14 protein-coding genes and 1 pseudogene are annotated in these 20,050 nt (G+C 34.7%); 4 read left to right on the plus strand and 11 right to left on the minus strand.

Annotated elements, in window-relative coordinates; all coding sequences use genetic code 11:
- Nucleotide 1 precedes the first annotated feature (1 nt).
- The 10 genes and pseudogenes from IPK14_03505 to IPK14_03550 all read right to left on the minus strand — a co-directional run bounded on the left by IPK14_03505 (nucleotide 2) and on the right by IPK14_03550 (nucleotide 13,138).
- Nucleotides 2-3,117, minus strand: a pseudogene (locus IPK14_03505) (TAT-variant-translocated molybdopterin oxidoreductase).
- Between the two features lie 15 nt (nucleotides 3,118-3,132).
- The gene (locus tag IPK14_03510) at nucleotides 3,133-3,795 is read right to left on the minus strand and encodes a cytochrome c3 family protein (GenBank protein MBK7992495.1); all 663 of its coding nucleotides are present in this window, start codon (nucleotides 3,793-3,795) and stop codon (nucleotides 3,133-3,135) included.
- 517 nt (nucleotides 3,796-4,312) lie between these two features.
- A complete protein-coding gene (locus IPK14_03515; GenBank protein MBK7992496.1) occupies nucleotides 4,313-6,028 on the minus strand; it encodes a hypothetical protein in 1,716 nt (571 codons plus the stop codon).
- 15 nt (nucleotides 6,029-6,043) lie between these two features.
- Nucleotides 6,044-6,850 carry an ABC transporter ATP-binding protein gene (locus IPK14_03520; protein MBK7992497.1) on the minus strand — a complete coding sequence of 269 codons (807 nt, stop codon included), beginning with the start codon at nucleotides 6,848-6,850 and terminating at the stop codon, nucleotides 6,044-6,046.
- Nucleotides 6,851-6,896: 46 nt separating this feature from the next.
- Nucleotides 6,897-8,453 (minus strand): hypothetical protein, encoded by a 1,557-nt coding sequence (locus IPK14_03525; protein MBK7992498.1) that lies wholly within the window; start codon nucleotides 8,451-8,453, stop codon nucleotides 6,897-6,899.
- A 175-nt stretch (nucleotides 8,454-8,628) separates the two neighbouring features.
- Nucleotides 8,629-10,920, minus strand: coding sequence for a pilus assembly PilX N-terminal domain-containing protein (locus IPK14_03530; protein MBK7992499.1), 2,292 nt, complete (start codon nucleotides 10,918-10,920; stop codon nucleotides 8,629-8,631).
- A 21-nt stretch (nucleotides 10,921-10,941) separates the two neighbouring features.
- The gene (locus tag IPK14_03535; GenBank protein MBK7992500.1) at nucleotides 10,942-11,721 is read right to left on the minus strand and encodes a prepilin-type N-terminal cleavage/methylation domain-containing protein; all 780 of its coding nucleotides are present in this window, start codon (nucleotides 11,719-11,721) and stop codon (nucleotides 10,942-10,944) included.
- 19 nt (nucleotides 11,722-11,740) lie between these two features.
- Nucleotides 11,741-12,181 (minus strand): hypothetical protein, encoded by a 441-nt coding sequence (locus IPK14_03540; GenBank protein MBK7992501.1) that lies wholly within the window; start codon nucleotides 12,179-12,181, stop codon nucleotides 11,741-11,743.
- A 136-nt stretch (nucleotides 12,182-12,317) separates the two neighbouring features.
- Nucleotides 12,318-12,443 (minus strand): prepilin-type N-terminal cleavage/methylation domain-containing protein, encoded by a 126-nt coding sequence (locus IPK14_03545; GenBank protein ID MBK7992502.1) that lies wholly within the window; start codon nucleotides 12,441-12,443, stop codon nucleotides 12,318-12,320.
- 44 nt (nucleotides 12,444-12,487) lie between these two features.
- Complete coding sequence (locus tag IPK14_03550) at nucleotides 12,488-13,138, minus strand: prepilin-type N-terminal cleavage/methylation domain-containing protein (GenBank protein ID MBK7992503.1); 651 nt, start codon at nucleotides 13,136-13,138, stop codon at nucleotides 12,488-12,490.
- 396 nt (nucleotides 13,139-13,534) lie between these two features.
- Between IPK14_03550 and IPK14_03555 the strand changes: the two genes are divergently transcribed.
- Both IPK14_03555 and IPK14_03560 read left to right on the plus strand, forming a co-directional pair.
- The gene (locus tag IPK14_03555) at nucleotides 13,535-14,716 is read left to right on the plus strand and encodes a tetratricopeptide repeat protein (protein ID MBK7992504.1); all 1,182 of its coding nucleotides are present in this window, start codon (nucleotides 13,535-13,537) and stop codon (nucleotides 14,714-14,716) included.
- Between the two features lie 202 nt (nucleotides 14,717-14,918).
- The gene (locus tag IPK14_03560; GenBank protein MBK7992505.1) at nucleotides 14,919-15,260 is read left to right on the plus strand and encodes an STAS domain-containing protein; all 342 of its coding nucleotides are present in this window, start codon (nucleotides 14,919-14,921) and stop codon (nucleotides 15,258-15,260) included.
- Between the two features lie 90 nt (nucleotides 15,261-15,350).
- Here IPK14_03560 and IPK14_03565 read toward each other — a convergent pair whose 3' ends face one another.
- A complete protein-coding gene (locus tag IPK14_03565) occupies nucleotides 15,351-16,331 on the minus strand; it encodes a tetratricopeptide repeat protein (protein MBK7992506.1) in 981 nt (326 codons plus the stop codon).
- Nucleotides 16,332-16,629: 298 nt separating this feature from the next.
- Between IPK14_03565 and IPK14_03570 the strand changes: the two genes are divergently transcribed.
- A complete protein-coding gene (locus IPK14_03570; protein ID MBK7992507.1) occupies nucleotides 16,630-19,119 on the plus strand; it encodes a HEAT repeat domain-containing protein in 2,490 nt (829 codons plus the stop codon).
- On the plus strand, nucleotides 19,120-19,971 hold the full coding sequence (lpxI, locus tag IPK14_03575) for a UDP-2,3-diacylglucosamine diphosphatase LpxI (GenBank protein ID MBK7992508.1): 852 nt from the start codon (nucleotides 19,120-19,122) through the stop codon (nucleotides 19,969-19,971). It begins immediately after the preceding gene.
- Nucleotides 19,972-20,050 lie beyond the last annotated feature (79 nt).

Genomic DNA, 20,050 nt, shown 5'->3' on the forward strand with positions numbered 1-20,050 from the left:
TCTACCCTTTCTTAAGCTCTGGATTAGGGTTACGCAACGCAGCCAAATAAGTAGTGCGTGGTTTAGTATTTAATTCTTCAACCAGTGCATAATTTCTTTGTTCTGCTTTTAGCTTGGCAACTTTGCTTTCTGGATCATTTATATTGCCAAAGACTATTGCCTCAGTTGGACAAACAGCCTGACAAGCTGTTACAACTTCGCCGTCTTTAATTGGACGGTTTTCTTTTTCTGCTTCTATACGTGCATAGTTAATACGTTGTACACAGTAAGTACATTTTTCCATCACACCACGACTACGAACAGTTACATCTGGATTATTAAGTAGTTTTAATACTGGTGTACTAAAATCTGTATATTGTAAATAATTGAACCGACGGACTTTATAAGGACAATTGTTAGCACAATATCGTGTCCCTACACAACGGTTATAAACCATATCATTGAGTCCTTCAGAACTATGAGTAGTTGCATTAACTGGGCAAACTACTTCACACGAAGCATTTTCGCACTGCATACAAGGAACAGGTTGGAAGTAAGCTTCTGGATTATCTAAAGCATGGTCATGACCATTATCAGTGTAATAGCGATCAATTCTAATCCAGTGCATATGTCGGCCAATTAAAACTTGTTCTTTACCAATAACAGGAATGTTATTTTCTGATTGGCAAGCAACAGCACAAGCATTACAACCAATACAAGTAGCTAGATCAATTGCCATTCCCCAAGCATAGCTTTTATACTCCCAAGTTGGGTACATAGATATGTCATGGTGAGAGGAACCATGGCCGCCTTTTTTCTCTCCATGTTCTTCTTTCTTTTCTCCATGCTCAGACTTATGCTCAGAATCTCCGCCAGATTTATAGCCAGTAAATGTACCTGTACGCAAAATGTCATTATCTCGACCTTCCATTACTTGATGACCTTGAGTACAAGCTACTTCATAGGTTTCATCTATTTTCTTGAGGTCAACTCCACCACCGGCCCAAGATTCTGTGCTAGTGCGTAGAGAATAAGCATTAAAACCTGTATTAGTACCTACACGACCTGCGTTAGTACGCCCATAACCAAGATGCAAAGTTATAGAATCATTAGCATGACCTGGAACTATCCAAGCAACAGCCTTTAGTTTACGTCCTTGATAGCTAAGTTCAACCATATTTACATAGCTACGACCATGTTCACCGCCACTATTACCAAAGCTTCTGCTAACACCATATTTTTGAGCCGTTGCAGGACTCATCATTACAGCATTATCCCAGGTGATCTTGGTTAAAGGCTTAGGTAGTTCTTGGAGCCAGCCATTATTAGCAAAACGTCCATCAAAAAGCGTAGGATCTGGACGAAAAGCTATTTCCATGCCTGTTGCACTGCTTTCAGGTAATTTAGCAAAAGCATCCGTTTTTAGAGTAACTGTTTTAGCAGGAAGTGCTGTATTAGCAATAAATCCATCGTGTACAGATTTGCGCCAAAAAGCTTCAAAATCGCCACCAGCTATATTTTGGCTTTGCCAATAACTACGCACAAGTTCATATCCTGATGGATCTACTTGATCGCTAAAAGCTGCAAAAAGCTCATGTGCTGATTTGGCAGTATATAAAGGAGCTATTAAAGGTTGAACAATTGATGCTGTGCCATCAAAAGCGCGGGCATCACTCCAGGCTTCTAAATAATGGGTTTCTGGAACATGCCATTGGCATAGCTCAGAAGTTTCTTCATAGTAAAGGCTATGATGAATTCTTAAAGCTGCTTTTGCATATTTTCAGCAAACTTTAAGTCTACAGGTGCGTCATAAACTGGGTTAACACCAGCAATAACCAGCGTTGTAACTGTGCCTGCTTCTAAATCTTTTACCAAGCTACTTAATGATTCAGCATAAGTAGCAAAGCCTTCAGGATGATAGCTGACCAAATCGGTATAAGTAACCGTTTTACCAACATTTTCTAAAGTTTGATTAATAGCATGAGCTAAAGCATGAACTGCTGGAGGTTGCTCATTACCAGCAATAACAATGCTAGCACCTTTATTGGCTTGCAGTTCACTAACAAGTGCTGTCACCCAATTTTTATAAGCTGGATTTTCTGCACCAGCACTAACACCAGCAACACCTAAAGCAGCAGCTAAAGCTTTAGCAAAGCCAGCTACATCGCTTGGTTTAAGTGGTAAGCGATGGTCAGCAGCAGAACCAGTGTTAGTAGGCATAGTTTCTACTGAATAAAGACGTAGAGCTTTTTCTTCACTTGTACGACGGCGGCGACCAAATTCACGAGCATATCTTAAACTAGCAACACCGCTATAGAGAAAATCGCTATCAAGTGAAACAACTACATTGGCTTTAGAAAAGTTATAAACTGTGTTTACGGCTTCGCCAAAAGCTAGTTGTGCGCCTCTGCCTATAGAATCGCTAAAAGCTGGTTCATATTGATGCCATTTAGCTTTAGGATAGATTGCTAAAACAGCTTTTATTTGGTTAGCTAAAGTAGGTGAAATAACTGAGCCAGTCAAAAATCTTATTCCTGCCCCTTGGCTTTCACGTTGTTTTTCCAAGTTCTCTTTTATGGTACCAAGGAAAGCACCCCAAGTTTTAGCCTCGCGCAAATAAGTAATTGATTGGGCGCGGTCTGGATCATAGAGAGATAAAATAGAAGCTTGTCCTATTGCATCAGAGCCACCCAAACTAGCAGGATGGTCAGGATTACCTTCTATTTTTGTGGGCCGACCCATATGGCTTTCCACTAAAACACCATTTGCCATACCTGCTAGAGATATGGTGGTAGCAAAATATAGTGGTTTACCACTAACCATTTCCTCTGGTGGGCGCACATAAGGAACAATTCGTTCATTAGGTATGAGTGTTTCTGTAGGCAATTTACAAGATGCAAGTCCAGCAAAAGCAAAAGAAGCAGCCATTATTTTTAAGAATTTACGCCGACCAAAAGGATCAACCCATACTTCTGTATTATCAGGAAATTCCTGTTTAGCAGCTTGTGCAAAATCTGGATTATCTGATAATTCTTCTAGGCTACGCCAAAAGGTTTTACCTTTTTCTTTAGAGAGTCGCGCACGTATAGACGCAAGATCAATAAGATCTACTTGAGGTTTTTCATTTGTATTATTCATGATGCCTTTTTCAGTCTATCTATGACATGTAGAACAACTTGTTAGTAATTCTTTGCCCTGAATATTATATTGTTTTGCCAATTCACGGCCCTTAACTTCTTGATCAGCAGGTGGCTCCCAATCCATTTTGAAAATATCTTCTTTAGGTCTAAGTATTTTCTCTGGATTTCGATGGCAGCTTAAGCACCATTCCATCTGCAAGGTATTTTCTTTCCACATCAATGGCATTTCGTCTACTCTACCATGACAGGTAGAACAGCCAACACCTTTATTAACATGAATACTATGGTTAAAATAGGCAAAATCAGCGAGGTTATGAACCCTCTTCCAAACTAATGGTTTACCGGTTTCAAAGCTTGTCCTAACAGGTTCAAGCATTGGACTAGTAACCCAGATTTGCGAATGACAATTCATGCAGGTTCTAGTAGGAGGGATACCTGCGAAAGCTGCATCTTCCACAGATGTATGACAGTAACGACAATCCAGCCCTAGACCACCAACATGGTGTTTATGGCTAAACTGAATTGGCTGTTCTATAGCGACTTGGGTCTGAGTTAGGTATGAAGAACGTATTATTATGACATTTACGACCCCGCCAATGGTGGCAAGTAACAAAACTAATCCAACTATACTTATTTTTGCAATATTATTAAAGCTACGGTGAAAAATTTGTGCCATTGTCGCTATCTCATTTCAATCTGCTTGTGATATTTGCTCAGAAAATTTCCTTATATAAATTAAGGTATAGAGCATTTTTTGTAACCTACATTACTACCAAATTATCTAGTGTTATTTATGACTATTTTGCAAGTGTATCAAGTGTATATAGAGTTATGAAAATATATTACTAAACCTATTGACACACTGCTTTTGTGCATTACTAACAGGTAATTTTGGTAGACTCATGTCCACTAAGTAAAATTTTCAAAATTGCTTGTTTATGTGGAGGTTGGCTAGATTGTATGGATTTTTTATTTCAGAATCAACCTATTATTGGACGATATTTGCTGATTTTGGCGAAATTTTTGCAGACTTAAAAACTATCTCACTGGTCAGAAATAAAATTAATATAAACTTAAAAATAATTTAACTTACTTATAATAAATAATTTAAGGCTACTTTTTACTTCTCACCTAACATTCTAAGTAAGCTTAGATATTTATTAAGTTTTTGACCATAGCTTTTAAGGGTTATTCTAAAGTAGCATTTGTAAAAATTGCTCTACTCGTTTTTCAAAAAGATCTCCAGCAAAATTAAGAGAAATTTTATAGATTGCAAGCATAAATATTAGTTCTGTTACAAAAACAGGGTAACTTAGCCACGCAGTTTTATAGTACCAAGCTGTAACAGGTGCAATTGCAAGCAAGGAAAAGACAAACCCTTGTAAAAGTGTCATTAATAACATTGCCATTTTTGAATAATTATTATTACTTAAAGAAGAAAAATCCATTTTGTACGGGTAAAATATCGATAGTAAGTTCCCTAGAATAATATATGCTAATAAAGCTATCATGGTACTGAGAACAGTATTTAATAAAATATATAAGCTTATTGGATAAATAACATAATGAAAAAGTATTAACATAATACTAATTTGAATTAAAGTAATTAGGAAAATAGAGAGGTTTTTACCTAAAAGTACATTTTTACCCCTAATAGGCATAAGAAAAAAAGTTTTTACTCCATGAGAATCAAACCCAAAAGAGTTAACAAAAAATTGTCCTATTACCATTAATGAATAAAAACTTATTCCAGGCAAAACAAAATGCTTAAAAATTGAAGAACTTTCTGTTGGTGGTTCTATTTGAAAAATAAATGGAAATGGAATTGCCCCTAATATTCCAGAAACAAAGAGTAATAACATTTTTGAGCTACGATAAAAATATTTTATTTCCTTCTCTAATACTATAACAGCCTGTAAGGGCAATAAATTAAACCAATTATTAGCAAAAACATTTTTAGCAAAAGTCTTATTTGTATTAGCTTTAACTTTAGTAATAGGTGTTTTATTAGGGAGCAAAGTTTTAGAACCAACTCCATAAAACTCATAGTTAATTTTTCTTTGAACTAATAAAAGACAGCCTCCTGAAAATAAAAATAATAATAAAATTATGGAAAATTTATTACTGATAGTTTCTTTAGGAAAATTTATTGCTGCACGAGCTATTAAACCAGGAGGCGACCATTTTAATACTTGAACTATAGTTTCAGAACTAGGAAGGTTTTCCTTTAACAAAAAAACTTTAGGTGAATTTTTAATAGTTTGCTCTTTTGTAGGAATTTGCTTAGATTGTGTTTGTCTCATTTCTTGCCGAAAAAAAATCATAGGAGCAAAAGAGATTGAAATAAATATAAAAAGCACGATAAAAACCATTATTTCTTTAATTCGGCGATGAGCAAAAAGCTTTTCTAATATCCTTTGTAAATAGCGAGATAAAGCAATATTAAATAAAATAAATAGTGCAAATAAAATTATTAGAATTGGTGAATACAATGGCGAGATTATTATTGACCCAATAAGAATACCTAGTAGAGGTAAATAGAGAGATAAAGAAGTTAAATCTGTTGCCCCAGAAAATAGATCTAAGAATAAAAGCTTTTTATCACTAATTGGATAAAGTCTAAAATTAGATATACTTAATCCACTTCCAAAAGAAGCTGTCACTAAAGGGATTACTTGCCAATATAGTGTTATACCTAAAAAAAGATAAATAAATGCCTTAATCATACTAGGGTGATTATAAAGTAGAAGTGTTGCCATAAATAAACCAACAGCAATAGCTATATCTACAATAGCACTGCCTATAACAAAAATTATCCTAGCAACCAGTTCTATTTTACTACTTTGAGATTTAAGAGAATTTTTAAAGAGTAGCCATTGTAGTTGTAAGATTAAAGTCAATTGTTCCATAGATTTACAAATCCTTTATTCAACTAACCAACTTAATTGATTTTCTGAGCGTTCACGTCCACCGCCAACAATTTCAATAAAAATTTCTTCTAAAGTTAGCTTTTTATTTGATAAATCCTTAGTTAAGGCTTCGCTATTAGCAAAAACACCTTCCCGTAGTTGTTCTATGGATCCTTGAGCTACGATTGTTCCACAGTTAATAATACTAATATCTGTACAAAGTTTTTCTACAATATCAAGCACATGAGAAGTTAAAAATATAGTTGCTCCATGTGAAATCATAGCATTTAACATATCTTTCATAGTCTTAGCTGCAATAGCGTCAACCCCTTCAAATGGTTCATCTAAAAATAATACCTTAGGGGAATGAATTAATGCAGCAGATAGAGCTATCTTTTTTTTCATTCCATGAGAAAAATCTATTATTAATTTGCGAGAGTTAGCAGTTAATTCCATCAATTCCAATAATTCTGTTGCTCTTTTAGCTACCTGGTCATGACTTAATCCATACATTCGACCAACAAAATTAAGGTATTCAGCAGCAGTTAATCTATCAAAAAGAGCTAGATTTTCTGGGACAACACCAATTTGTTTTTTTACTTCAACTGGATTTTGTGAAAAATCTATTCCTAAAATCTCTATTCGGCCTGCTGTAGGAGACATAAGCCCTGTAAGCATTTTTATAGTAGTCGATTTACCGGCACCATTAGGCCCAAGAAAACCATAGAAAAGACCGCGAGCTATTTTTAAATTCACATTATTAACAGCACGCATAGTCTCAAAATCTTTGGTTAAATTTTCGGTTGATACAGCAAGAGACAAATTATCATTAGTATTAAGCATATTTTTCTATTAAAAAATTTTAAGTTTATTTTTTCTTTTCAGGAGATCTTAGTAAAATCCATTGCATTTTTAACACAATATTTTCTGCCTTGGAGTTGTTAGTAATTACTTCAACAACAGTTGCATAGTTATTACTAAGACTTGGTTGTTGAATTATTCTTGTACTTACTTGATCACTTCCTTGCAATTTAGTTAAGTTTAATTCATAAGCTTCATGTGGTAGAGGATCAAAGCTAACAACTACGTTTTGGCAGTTTTCAGTTTGATCAACAAATAAGGTTTGCAATCTTATTAAGGTTGATTTAGTTACTTGCCCTTGCCAGATAACTAAGCCTGTATTTAATAAATCCCAATCAAGATTTAGGCTAAAAACATTTTCCTTTTTAGGTGTTAATTCTAGCGTCAAACTATATCTATTATTTATATTTGGATAGCTAATGATTTTTGCTTGTAGATCTCCTGAGAAACGAACTAATTTAGCATCAAAAAGCCTAGCAGGAAATTTTCCTTGTAGTTTAGCAGAAATATTATTGTTGCCAGATAAAATAACTAATTTATTATCAATAATTTGTACTGTTACACTACCTGTAATTGTCCCATTAAGTTGTACACTGCCATTTGATTTATAATCTGAGCCTAATCGTAAAAAAATTTCTTGACTACGCATATCAACATAAGCTTTTTTCTCTGGTAAAAACTGTAGAACATTTTTATAAACTCTTAGAGCTTCGTTATATTTATAGGATTTCATTAAGCTTTCAGCCTTGTTAAATTCTTGTTGACCTTGCGCTAAACGTAAGGCATCTATTAAACGTGGTTCACTTGGATAAAGACTTAAAGCTCCATTTAACTTAGCCATTGCTATAGACAAATCATCTTTTTTTAAGCTGCTTTCAGCCTCGCTAATGGTTTGTTCTTTTTCTATTTGCGCGATGATTTTTTCTATTTCTCGGTTTTCTGGCTCAATACGAGAAAGTTTTTGGTATAACTCCAAAGTTTTATTGGTATCACCTTTTTTTTGTGCAGTTTCTGCGGCTAATTTAAGATTTTTTAGCATTTGTTGACGAGGAAAATCATTTTGTGGAGCAAATCTTAGCCACTGTTCATAAAGTTTATAAGCTTCTTCATAATCAGAGCGTTTTTCTGCTGCTTCGCTTAATAAATCAAAAGTTTCTAAAATAAATTCTAAAGGTTTAGGGTCAACAGGATTGATTTTATTTATTTCTATATATTTAGCTACAGCTTCTTCGGCTTTTCCTTGTTCTTTCAAGCTTTTAGCTTCTTTATAAATTAAAGCTGTTTTATATAAAGTTTCTGCTAAAGCTATTATGCTAGGTTTTACTTTTTTACGTGGAGCATTTAGGGCAGCCTCTAAATAAGCAATTGCACCTAAATAATCGCCTGTTTCAAGTAGTCGTCCTCCTTTAGTCAAGTAAAAAGACAAAGGTGTTCCCTTTGGTACAAGTTCAATGTCTGATATTTTGCTGCTACTTTTCGCTTTATTTTGGGCTAAAGTCTTATATGGCAAGCCAAAAACAACCAATATAGCTAAAGAAATACTTAATAATAATTTTAATTTCATAACAAATAGTTTTTTATAAATATTTTATTAGTAATGCGATTGGCTTAATGTTAATAGATCTTATTGTTTAAGAATAGTAACGAAATAGCTTGATCAAGAAAAAATAGCTATAAAAAGAAAAATGCAGACTCAAGCAGAGTCTGCATAACTAAGGAATAATAGGAATAATCACTTATTAGAATTTTAATATTCTATAAGAGGAGCTTTTTACCGCGCCCAACGCACCTGTTGAGCCTTTGAAAGTAACTTGCGCACTACCTGTCAAAGTATTAGTAGTAACTTTGGTGTCAAAACTAGTGATATCAGCAGCAACAACTTGGCCGCTATAAGTACAGTTACCAGTTAGACCAACTTGTTCACGTGCATAAACCACGCCTTCAAATTTTATTGATGTTTCTAAATTACCGCTTAGTGAGACATCTGTACCAGCAACAAATAGTAGTTGTGGGTTAGTAAAAGGAGGGGTAATTGGATCTAATGCTGCTTTTAGCTGTGCTACAAAATTAGGAGTTCCTTGTACATCAATATATCCAGTAGTAATAATAGTTAAACTGACTGGATTAGAATCTGATCCAGCATTACCTGTAACTACTGCATTACCATCAAAGAAATAAACTTTATTTTTTAGTTCATTACTCTCTAAAGTATTGTTATTGCTAAATGTTGCTCCATTGCTTGCTCTTGAAGGGGTTCCTGAAGCAACAACTGGAGGGGGACAAGTTGTAGTGTTTGTACAAGGGCTACTACCACCACCGCCGCCACCGCCGCCACCACTACCGCCGCCAGGACTCCAACCAACTCCAGATAAAACACCTGTACTATTATATCTCGTACCATCACTTAATTTATACCAGCTACTTAAGCTACCATTATTAGCTATACTAGCAATCAAAATATCATTACTAGCTGCCAAAGTGCCTCGGTCAATAACAATTGCATCACTGGAATTAGGTTTAGTCGCACAGACAGAGGTTGAGCGAGCATTACACCAATTAGTAAACTCAGTTTCAGTAATTGTTGTAAACATTCTTAGTAGGCCATTTTCTGAAGAAAAGCTACTAGTTCCGTGCCGTCTTGTTCTTTGTGAGCCTGAAGTACTTTTAGGAGAAAGAAAAACTAAATCAGCACCTTTTTTATTAGCTCTAGTATTAGTGTTTTTATCTACAACATCTTTAACCCAAAACCAGCCATTTTGATAATAATCTCCAACGTCATCATCATCAGAATCACTACTATCATACCTTCTATAAGGTGTTTGAGGTGCTGGAGGTGTAACATCTCTGCGACCTGGTAGAGGGTTTAGGTCTGGAACAATTAAAATAGGTTGATTTCCACCAGAAAAACCACAAACTTTTATACCGCCACCACCACCAGAACCACAATTGCTTGCTGGAATAGAAGGACAGCTTTCACAAAGGGCAGTAGCAGAAGTTGCACTTTGCTCTACAGTAGGAGAACCACTTAAACAAAGTCCATCATTTGCGTGGACTCCTCCATAAGAACCTAGAATTTTAGAACTACCTGACATTATGGTACAGCCTTCTGTTATCACGGCTGGATAAGGAAAAAATCCTACAATACTATCAACAACTACTTCGGAGACTGGTGTAAGGGTTCCGCCAACATTTTTCATTTGCCTGGCAGTAGAACGAATTAACACACGAGCATTAAAATCTTTATTTTTTCCTGAAAAACTACTAAATTTGCTTGTGTTATTGCCTGGGCATTCAACAAATTCATTTGGGCAATTATCAAAAGTGTTATAAGTAGTGCCAGCACCAGGAACTTTATAAACAGGGGCAATTACTCCATTATAACCTGTAGGATATGCAACACCTCCACTACTTGGATAAGCATTAAACAACCTTGCATAAGCATCATCATCATCAAAAACTTCTACATAAACTTGATAAGTTGAGTTAGTAGCAGGGTCATTAAAACTTAGTTTTCCTCCCCAAACAGCACTATTTGGTAAGATGGCACTCCCTAAACCAGCAGATGTAAGCTGATCTTTGACATCTTGGGTGTTGCCTAAAGGTAAATCGCTAGCTTCAGGATTAGTAAAACCCTTTACTGTATCTGGAAACATTGGCCCAGCAGCACCAGAAGCTAAAGTTCCTGTAGATGTTGCCCAACCATTATTACCAACTACAAATTCTTTGCCACGAGTGGTTAATGAATCACCTAGTCCACTAGTAGAATCTGGCCCGCCCAGCAGATCATTAAAATCCCCTTTCATACGTTTTACCATCGAAACAGCCATATTTAAGCCTGCTTCAGCATAATAAAATCCTTTAGTTGCTTCTTCAGATCTACTAGCAATTTGTACTTCAATTGTAGTAGTAGAAGCTACGGAAAGCCCTATGCTAGTAATTAAGAGCAAAACAATTAATACCATTGCCAAGGCAACACCTCGTGAATTTTTCACAGTAGAGGTTTTTTTATCTTTATCTAATTTATTTTTCATATAGTTACTCCTGAATCAGGCTTAACGGTTTCTTAGTTTAACAACAGAAACTAAGCTTGCATAACGAAAGCGTTTTTCATAAACGGTTTCTATTGCTACAGCACGATTAGATCTAGCCGTAACACTAATAGTTACTTGGTTTTGTAGTGAATCCACTATAAAGTTAAGATCCGTAACAAATTCAGCAATAGCAATAGCACGACTGTTGCTACCTTGGGCTGGAGCAGAACCTCCACCTGGTAAAGCTTGTCCTTGGGCTGGATTATAGTTATAAAGATTGACTAAACCTGTTGAAGGGTCTAAGTAAACAACTACATTTTCGCTAGTAATAACATTAGCAGAAAAAATAGTGCTTCCTGCTGTAGTAGTACCAACATCAGTATTAGTTAAAGCATCTCCATCAAAATCGCTAAAAAGCTGGAGAGCTTTTCCACTTGGACAAGTAACTCCACTAGTTCCACCACAAGTAGGAGGGATAGTTTTACCTATTGTAGGAGATCCAGCAGGTGTAGTTGCATCAAAAGTGTCATAGAGACGAATAAAATTTAATCCATTAAGGACAGTAAGATTTTGAGGGTTATTTCCTGCGGTTTGAACAATTTCCGAAATCCGATCCACTGCATAACGAGCATTTTCTTGAGCTTGTGCATTGGCTAATTCTGCATCAAAAGTTTTTTGTCCATTGACCAAAGCACTAAAAACGGAAGTCATAATCACAGATAGAATAATTAGCACTAACATCAATTCTAGGAGAGAAAAACCTTTAATTGAGTTATTTGCTTTTTTTATTGGTATTTTCATAAATTTTAACTCTCCTAAGTTAATTAGCTGGATTAGTTAGCAAGGTAGCAAACTGGATTCTTTTGGCAAATTTAGCGTCATTTACCACAGGTGCAACTCTTACGATTACATAAACTGAAGTTTGCTCATTAGTGCCTGCCCTGGAAGGAGTTGGAGAAGAAATTAAATTAGAAAAATTTGGGGTGTTAGAAGATTTTGTATAGGCATTTGTTAAACTAACACCATTTGGATCTACATTGGCTGTAGATTTATAGCCAATTACTTGCCAACGAACTTCAAACGCTCGTTTACTCCAATTACTATCTCCAACCTTTGTTGTATTGGTCTTATAGTAAAGTAAGCGATTAGTTACAGAATCATTTACAGCTTCAAAATAAATTCCAGCAATATGTGCTTTATCTGGGTTGCCTGGAGAAGAAGCAGGTAAAGAAGTAGCTGCTACGCCTCCATCACTTGGCATTAAAATAGTTCCACCAACTTGAATTCTAGGATCAAAACTAGGGCTAGAACTGTTTGTAGTCCAACTATTTATTGCTCTTAGCTCTTCTATTACATTTTTTCCAGCTTTTATAGCTAATGTTGTATTTTGAGCAAATCTATTTGAATAAGTTGAAACTATAAAAAAGCTGAGCTACACCTAAAACCCCAACTAATAAAATTAACAAAGCTAAAGTAATTTCTATTAAAGTAAATCCTGCGTCCTTATTACTATTTAGTCTCATAAATACTCCTTAGCAAATGACTTTGTAAGCTAAAATTTTACAAATTAAAAAGTTAGTACAGATACTCCACCTCTTAAGGCAATAGAGACTGTAAACTTAATGTTCTGTACTAATTGCTTACAAGAAATTACTACCGCACCGGCAGGACTAGAAGAAAGATTAGTATTTATACAAGTATTATTAGTTTGGCGAAACCCTAGTTGTAATTCACCTCTTGAGTCATAAACAATTGCTTTCCAACCAGCACTTGTATAATTAGATATTCCTAATTCTGGGGCAGCACTTGCAACAGCAGGTAAAGATGTAGTTGTGTTAGGAAAAGAGGCTGGTACAGAGAAGCAACTACTTCCACCGCCAAAAACTAAGCTGATGCTAGGAGCTAAGCGATATTCTTCATTAAAAGCACTGCGATTAACTACACTAGGACTATCAAACCCTTCAGGAATGCCATTGCGGTTTAGATCTAAAAATATTCGTGAATTAGAAGGATCCACAAAAATAATTATAGGTCGCCCTTGTCCAATAGCTTGCTGCCGAGCAGAATTAAGTTGAGCAGCTAAGCCTTCAGCAGATCCTTTTACACGATAAATCGATAGCATCCGACTTAGATTTGGTAAGCTAATAACTGCAATAATAAATATTATTATTACTACAACTAGTAGTTCTACTGCTGAAAAACCAGAATGTTTTTTCATTAAAACCTTCCTCTTTGGCAATCAAAATTGTTTGTTTGAAATTTGTTAGGCTATGTTAATTTTTGGGGCAACATTTTTATTATTTCCTAACAAAATATTTACATGTTTAATAGAAATTTAATAAACTTTTTTGTTAATTTTTTATTAAGTTTTTTCTTAAAAGTGATTGCATTATATCCCAAGTTTTCTAGTATTTACAGAAAAAATTTTTATAAAAAAAACTATTTTTGACTTCAAATAATAGTTATGGTATACCAAATATAAATTTGTTACATTTGCAAGTAAGTCTATCTTTTAATCCATTTTCTAAAATAAGTACAATGCCTTATTTTAGAAAGTATGGAGCTATTAAGGCCAATCAACAAAAACAGACTGTTTATATTTAAGGAAGGCTTTATGGACATTTTGGTTAAATTAGCAGAAGAAACAGAAGACACAATGGAAAATTTAGACTCTTTTATATTAGAAGATGATTTTATAATCGCTTCTGATGCAATGGAGTTAATCACCCCTGATCAAATCACAGATATAACTGCTTTAGCTAATACAACAGAAGTTAACATTAATAGCACTTTAGCAGAAGTTAGCTTTATGGAAGCAAATGAATTAATGGTAAAAGGGGACTACTTAAATGCAATCAAATTTTACCAAGATGCAATTAACTATGACCCTAATAACCAAACTTACCGACAAAAATTAGCACAAGCCTCAGACTTAGCTAAAAATAAACAATCGACAACAAATTCAGCTAAAAAAATGACTAGTAAACTTTTACAAGATTTAACTAACTCATCAAATCCTGCTAACAGTAATAATCTAGCCAGTAAAAAAGCTGAAAAAGAACCTGCATCAGTTAATGAAACTTTAGCTGCTGTTAGTTTTATGGAGGCCAACGAACTATTAGACGCAGCTAATATAATGGGTGCTATTGAGCGTCTTAGAGAGGCTGTTAAATATGATCCTAATAACAGTACCTATGCAACTAAACTAGCATCTATACTGGCAGAGTCAAAAATAGCTAAAACATCTCAGTTAAAAAAGGCTGATTTACCAAAATCTGCTCTAGCTTTATTACCAGATGATGAGGAAAAACCTGTTTCTACTAAAGGAAAAACTTCTAAGCTATCAAAAAACTTAAAAACTATTGAAGAATTAGACCTAGATTCACCCTTAAGCACAACTATCAACAGTAAAAAAACTAAACAAAGCAGAAGATCTTTTATAGCAATAGTTATTTCTTCAATAGTTATTTCTTTAGTAGCTACATTTTATCAATCACAAACAGTTGTTTTAATACCTGTAAGCCTTTCTTATCCAACAGATCAAGCTAAGTTAAACACTAATCAATTAGAATTTGAATGGAAATCTACTAGCAATAAGTTTTTATTTCAAATAGAGTCTTTAGGTAAAGTAATTCTTAGCACTTATACAGAAGAAACTCGTTATAAGTTAACTCCAGAACAAGTAAAGCTATTTAAGCTTAAAACTGATTATAAATGGCGTGTAGTACCTGTTAATTTTAAGGGTCAAGAACTACCTAGCAAAGTTCAAGAACGTTGGTTTGAAGTTGTCCAATAAGTTTTTCCACTAGTTGTAATTACTTTAGGTTATCTTTTACTTAAAAACTATTAAAAGCTTAGTAGCAAAAATTTTAAGCTACTAAGCTTATTTTCTTTTTGCTTTAGAAAAAAATAAAATATTTTTTGTGCAATATTACTTACATTTTCCCTATAAAATTTGATAAACTCCGGCAAAACAAAATATTTAGGAGGACAATTTAATGGCTGTTACCTTTAACACTCGTGAAGTATCAGGAGTAACTATTATTGACATTTCTGGACGTATTACTTTAGGAGCAGGCAACGTAGAACTGCGTGAGCATGTTAGTAAAGCTATTGACGCAGGTAGCAGAAGCATTTTACTTAATTTAGCAGAATTAAATTATATGGACAGTTCTGCTGTAGGAACTTTAGTAGGCTGTTATACTTCGGCTCAAAATCGTGGAGCAAAGCTTAAATTATTAAATTTAACTAAGAAAATAACAGAGCTATTAGCTATTACAAAATTATTAACTGTATTTGATACTTTTGATGATGAGCAAAAAGGCGTTGATAGTTTTTAAGACTTAAGCTAAAAAAACTAATGGAGATAGTTATAACTTACTTAGCTATCTCCATCACCTACATAAAATATTTAGAGTAATAATAAGGTTTTATTTTTTGCTGACTTCTTTACGACGAAAATAATTAAAATCATATTCCGCCGCCCAAGTTTTCCCATCATCTTGAGAAATTTCGCCTAATTGTCTTACTTGATCAGAAGAAATATGAAAGAAAGTTAGACGACGTAGGACGCTTTGACCATTTACTTTTACTGCCTCTGCTTGAAAACGCATCTCTTTATCTTTGAACTCACCAACAAAATTAATTACTCCACCTTTATCATCAATCCAATTTTGATACCATTTTTTTGTATTGCTATTATAGAAATTAAGGCTTTTACCTGTGCCACCTTGACTGCTAGTCCAATTTTCTATCAAAGCACAACCGCCTATGACACGCTCAATAGTGTTAGTTCCAGCTAAAAAACCTTGTTGTGTTTTTACATCCCAAGTACCAACCCAAAAATCAAATTGTCGTGCTTCGTCTAAGTAATTACAAGGATAAGCAAGTTTATCTGCTTTTTTTACTAGCTCATCAAAACGCCCATCCGTATGTAATGCAACCAAATCTGTATCATTTTTAATTTGATCAACTTGGTTAAAACCCTGTTCTACCGCTTTGTTAAGCCACTTAAAAGACTCTTCTCTATTACCAAGTTGTGAATAAGCACAAGCTAAGTTATACATAAATACTGGGTTATTCCCTATCTCTACAGCTTTTGAAAATGCTTCTACTGCCTTTTCATAATTTTTAGAGGAGTGATAACTAAAACCCAACCTATACCAAACACGTCCATTGTTTGGCTCTTGTTTGGCTAGTTGTAAATAGCTTTCTATAGCATTTTTCCAATCTTGATTTTGAAAATACTCATTAGCTTTTTGAGCTAAGTTTTCACTTGCAGAATTATTATTATTAGTATTATAACTAGCGGTGTTTTGCGCTAAAGTAGAATTAGCTAAACCTACTAGCAAGCATAAAGCCATCAATAAAAGACAAAAAGTAAATCTTTTATCAGACCTGTGTTTTATCATTATATTTTCTCCTAAATAAAACTGCATAATCTTTATAAATGCAACTACTAGGCCAATAAAATATTACTTATAACTAGTTGTATTTAATAGGTTTAGTTTGACAAATAAAATCAAGCTTTTTATTTTATTTGTTCAATTTTGGGAAAAGTATGTTTTGGATCTGGGACAAAGTTTCTTAAAGAAATCTTTAAGAAAGCAAAAATTCTAATTGCTTTTAATGAATGCGCGTTCATCTCGAAAAAAAAAAGTATTTTGTGGTAAATTTGCTTTTTTACTTGTAGTTTTTTCGGAGGTTTAATTGAAAAATAATATTGATCCGTTGTTTCACTTCCTTTTTTTAGACCTACGTTTTAGCGGTGAACTAAATCTTTATAAACCTTTTCAAGTTGACCGCGATCCAGTAGAACATGCTAGCCGCCCTAGACAAAACCGTTTAATTGATATTGAAGATATTAAGTTGGACTTACATATTGATGAAAAAGAGAAATCGCTTGTTGGAAAAGCAACCATCACATTTAGACCTTTTCTAAACGCTTTAACACAAATAGAGTTAGATGCTGCTTATTTATCAATAAAAGAAGTAACACTAAAGGACAAAGCTTTATCATTTGAAACCTACCCAACTAAACTACTTATCACTTTAGACAGAGCTTATAACAATAATGAGAAAGTAACTATTTCTATTAGTTATTCTGCTAAGCCTCAAAAAGGAATGTTTTTTGTTCAACCAGATCAAAATTATCCTAATCGTCCTTATCAAGTTTGGACACAGGGCCAGCCTGATGATAGTGCTTATTGGTTTCCTTGCCATAACTCCCCAGGTGATAAATACACTTCAGAAATCAGGGTTACAGTAAATAACAAATTTACAGCTATTTCCAACGGTCGATTAGTAGAAGTAACAGAAGATCGCAAACAAAAGAGCAAAACTTTTCTTTGGCGACAAGACCAGCCTCATGCAAGCTATTTAATTTCCTTAATTGTAGGTGAGTATGAGCAAATAAACACAGAAGTTGCAGGATGCGAGTTTTCTTACTTAATTTATCCTGGGCAAAAAGACAAAATAGAAAAAATCTTTGGTCGAACGGCTGAAATGTTTCAACTTTTCTTAGAAAAATTTGGCTATCCTTACCCATTTGATAAATATAGCCAAACTCTAGTGTCTGACTTTACTTTTTCGGGTATGGAAAATACTTCTGCAACAACACTTACAGATATTTTATTAGAATGGGCATTAACTAAAGATTCTACCTCTCAAGATATTTCTCATGATGAATTAATTGCTCATGAGTTAGCACATCAATGGTGGGGAAATTTAGTTACTTGTAAGTCGTGGCATCATAATTGGTTAAATGAAGGTTTTGCATCTTATTCGGAAGTTATTTGGCGCGAACATGCTTTTGGAAAAGAGGATGCTGCCCTTTATCGCTTACAAGACTATAACGAATATCTGCGCCAAGACTTAGGCGAAACCCGTCGAGCAGTGGTTTTTGACCGCTATGGTTATTCAGTAGAACTTTTTGACCGTCATGCTTATCAAAAAGGCTCGCTTATTGTTCATATGTTGCGTAAAGAATTAGGCGATGAAGCGTTTTTTGCTGCTATTAAACATTACTTACATAAACATGCCTTTAAGACAGTAGAAACACATGACTTAAAGATTGCTATAGAAGAAGTTACAGGACGCGAGCAAGACACTTTCTTTCAACAATGGCTTTACAAAGCAGGTTATCCAGAATTTAGCGTTACAAGTAATTGGGATTACCAGCAAAAAATACTAAGGTTAGATATCGCTCAAACCCAAAAAATCGATGATGAAACACCTCTTTTTAAGCTACCTGTAGATATAGAAATAACAACAGCAACAGAAAAACGCTTAGTAACGGTTTTTATTGAACAACAAACAGCTAGCTATTATTTTCCGCTAGATAGCAAGCCGTTGATGGTTGTTTTTGATAAAGGCGACCATATCTTAAAAACCCTTCAATTTCCTAAATCTAAAGAAGAATATCTTTATCAACTAAAACACGATGAGCCGCTTGGACGAGTACGAGCAGCCCGTGAGTTAGTTAATTTTACTGATGAAAAAGTAATAAATGCACTTGCTTTAGCATTAACTGAAGACTCGGCTTGGGCCGTAGGTGTTGCAGCAGCAATTTCACTTTCAGAACTAAAAACTGATGAAGCTAGAAAAGCTTTAGAAAATACCTACAAAACTAGTAAAAATGGGGCTGTGCGCCGTGCATGTATTTGGGCTTTAGGCAAATTTGCTAGTGATGATAACCTGACGCACTTTTTAAGTAATGTAATAGAAAAAGATGGAAGCGATTTTGTAGTTGCTACCGCGCTACAAGCCCTAGCAAATACTAAAGCTGAGCAAGCTTTTGATATTATTTCTAGTGTAATGGAGCGCAAATCTTACCGAGAAGTTATTTTACACGCCGCATTTACAGCTTTTATTCAGCTAAAAGAAAAAAGAGCTTTACCTCTAGCAATTAAATTTAGTGAATATGGCTCGCCAATTCCGGCCCGTGACGCAGCAATCCGCTTTTTAGGTGAAGGTGGCAAGGGTGAAGAAAAAGCTTTTGAACGCTTGTCAGAATTATTAAAAGATCCTGCTTGGCGCACTCGTTTTCAAGTTTGTAAAGCATTAGGTAAATTTGGAGATAAACGCGCTATTGCACTGCTTAAAGCCGTAGAGCAAAACGAAGTATTTGACCATATCAGAAGCGTTGCTCAAGCAGTTTACAAAGCACTTGAAAAATTACCTGCTGAGGAAAAAAAGTAAATGTTTGGCAGAACAAAGCCTAGTCAAATTGACCCAAATAGACCATTAAAATATGGTTTGTTGGCTGGTAATGGACGTTTTCCTTTTTTAGTGCTTGATGCTGCTCGTAGCCAAGGTGTAGAAATGGTAGTAGCGGCAATTAAAGAAGAAACCTTTCCAGAACTTGCCCAACACGCAAAAATCATTGAATGGTTGCATATTGGTCAGCTAGGTAAATTAATTAAATTTTTCCAACGTGAAGGTGTAACACATGCTTTGATGGCTGGACAAGTCAAACATAATCAAATCTTTAGCGGTGCAATTCCTGATTTTCGTATGGTGAAAATGCTAGCAGGTTTATTAACTAAAAACACTAATAGCTTAATTGGTGCTGTTACTAAAGAACTTGCTAGCGAAGGAATAACAGTTATTGACTCTACTAGCTTTTTAACTCCCCTACTTGCTCCAAATGGAATTTTAACAACTCGTTCAGTCAATGAAAAAGAACAAGCCGACATTAATTATGGAATAGAAGTAGCGCGTGAAGTCGCCCGCCTTGACTTAGGCCAAACCATCGTTGTTTCTGATCGTGCTGTTGTAGCAGTCGAAGCAATGGAAGGCACAGATGCAACAATTCTTCGTGCAGCAACTTTGGTTAATGGTCGTCCTCTCACTGTTGTTAAGGTAGCCAAACCTAATCAAGATATGCGTTTTGATGTTCCTGTTGTTGGTCTTCCAACAATTGAAACAATGATTAAAGCTAAAGCCACGGCTATTTCCATTACAGCAGAAAAAACCCTTATTTTTGACCGTGAAGAAATGCTTTTATTAGCTAACAAAAATCAAATTGCTATTCTTGGTACAAAACTCTAACTTGCCAGGAAAAATTGTTAGTTTTTTGGAAACCTAAAGCTAACTCTAGCGTGTAGCAAACCTATAAAATCCTGTCCAA

The organism is Blastocatellia bacterium (assembly GCA_016713405.1).
Classification (GTDB): domain Bacteria; phylum Acidobacteriota; class Blastocatellia; order Chloracidobacteriales; family JADJPF01; genus JADJPF01.

Excerpts from the sequence above, each read along its gene's own strand:
- IPK14_03560 (MBK7992505.1), top strand. The coding sequence starts at position 14,919 with ATGGCTGTTACCTTTAACACTCGTGAAGTATCAGGAGTAACTATTATT.
- IPK14_03530 (MBK7992499.1), bottom strand. The coding sequence starts at position 10,920 with ATGAAAAATAAATTAGATAAAGATAAAAAAACCTCTACTGTGAAAAAT.
- IPK14_03540 (MBK7992501.1), bottom strand. The coding sequence starts at position 12,181 with ATGCCAAGTGATGGAGGCGTAGCAGCTACTTCTTTACCTGCTTCTTCT.
- IPK14_03550 (MBK7992503.1), bottom strand. The coding sequence starts at position 13,138 with ATGAAAAAACATTCTGGTTTTTCAGCAGTAGAACTACTAGTTGTAGTA.
- IPK14_03510 (MBK7992495.1), bottom strand. The coding sequence starts at position 3,795 with ATGGCACAAATTTTTCACCGTAGCTTTAATAATATTGCAAAAATAAGT.
- IPK14_03555 (MBK7992504.1), top strand. The coding sequence starts at position 13,535 with ATGGACATTTTGGTTAAATTAGCAGAAGAAACAGAAGACACAATGGAA.
- IPK14_03515 (MBK7992496.1), bottom strand. The coding sequence starts at position 6,028 with ATGGAACAATTGACTTTAATCTTACAACTACAATGGCTACTCTTTAAA.
- IPK14_03565 (MBK7992506.1), bottom strand. The coding sequence starts at position 16,331 with ATGATAAAACACAGGTCTGATAAAAGATTTACTTTTTGTCTTTTATTG.
- IPK14_03535 (MBK7992500.1), bottom strand. The coding sequence starts at position 11,721 with ATGAAAATACCAATAAAAAAAGCAAATAACTCAATTAAAGGTTTTTCT.
- IPK14_03545 (MBK7992502.1), bottom strand. The coding sequence starts at position 12,443 with ATGAGACTAAATAGTAATAAGGACGCAGGATTTACTTTAATAGAAATT.
- IPK14_03525 (MBK7992498.1), bottom strand. The coding sequence starts at position 8,453 with ATGAAATTAAAATTATTATTAAGTATTTCTTTAGCTATATTGGTTGTT.
- lpxI (MBK7992508.1), top strand. The coding sequence starts at position 19,120 with ATGTTTGGCAGAACAAAGCCTAGTCAAATTGACCCAAATAGACCATTA.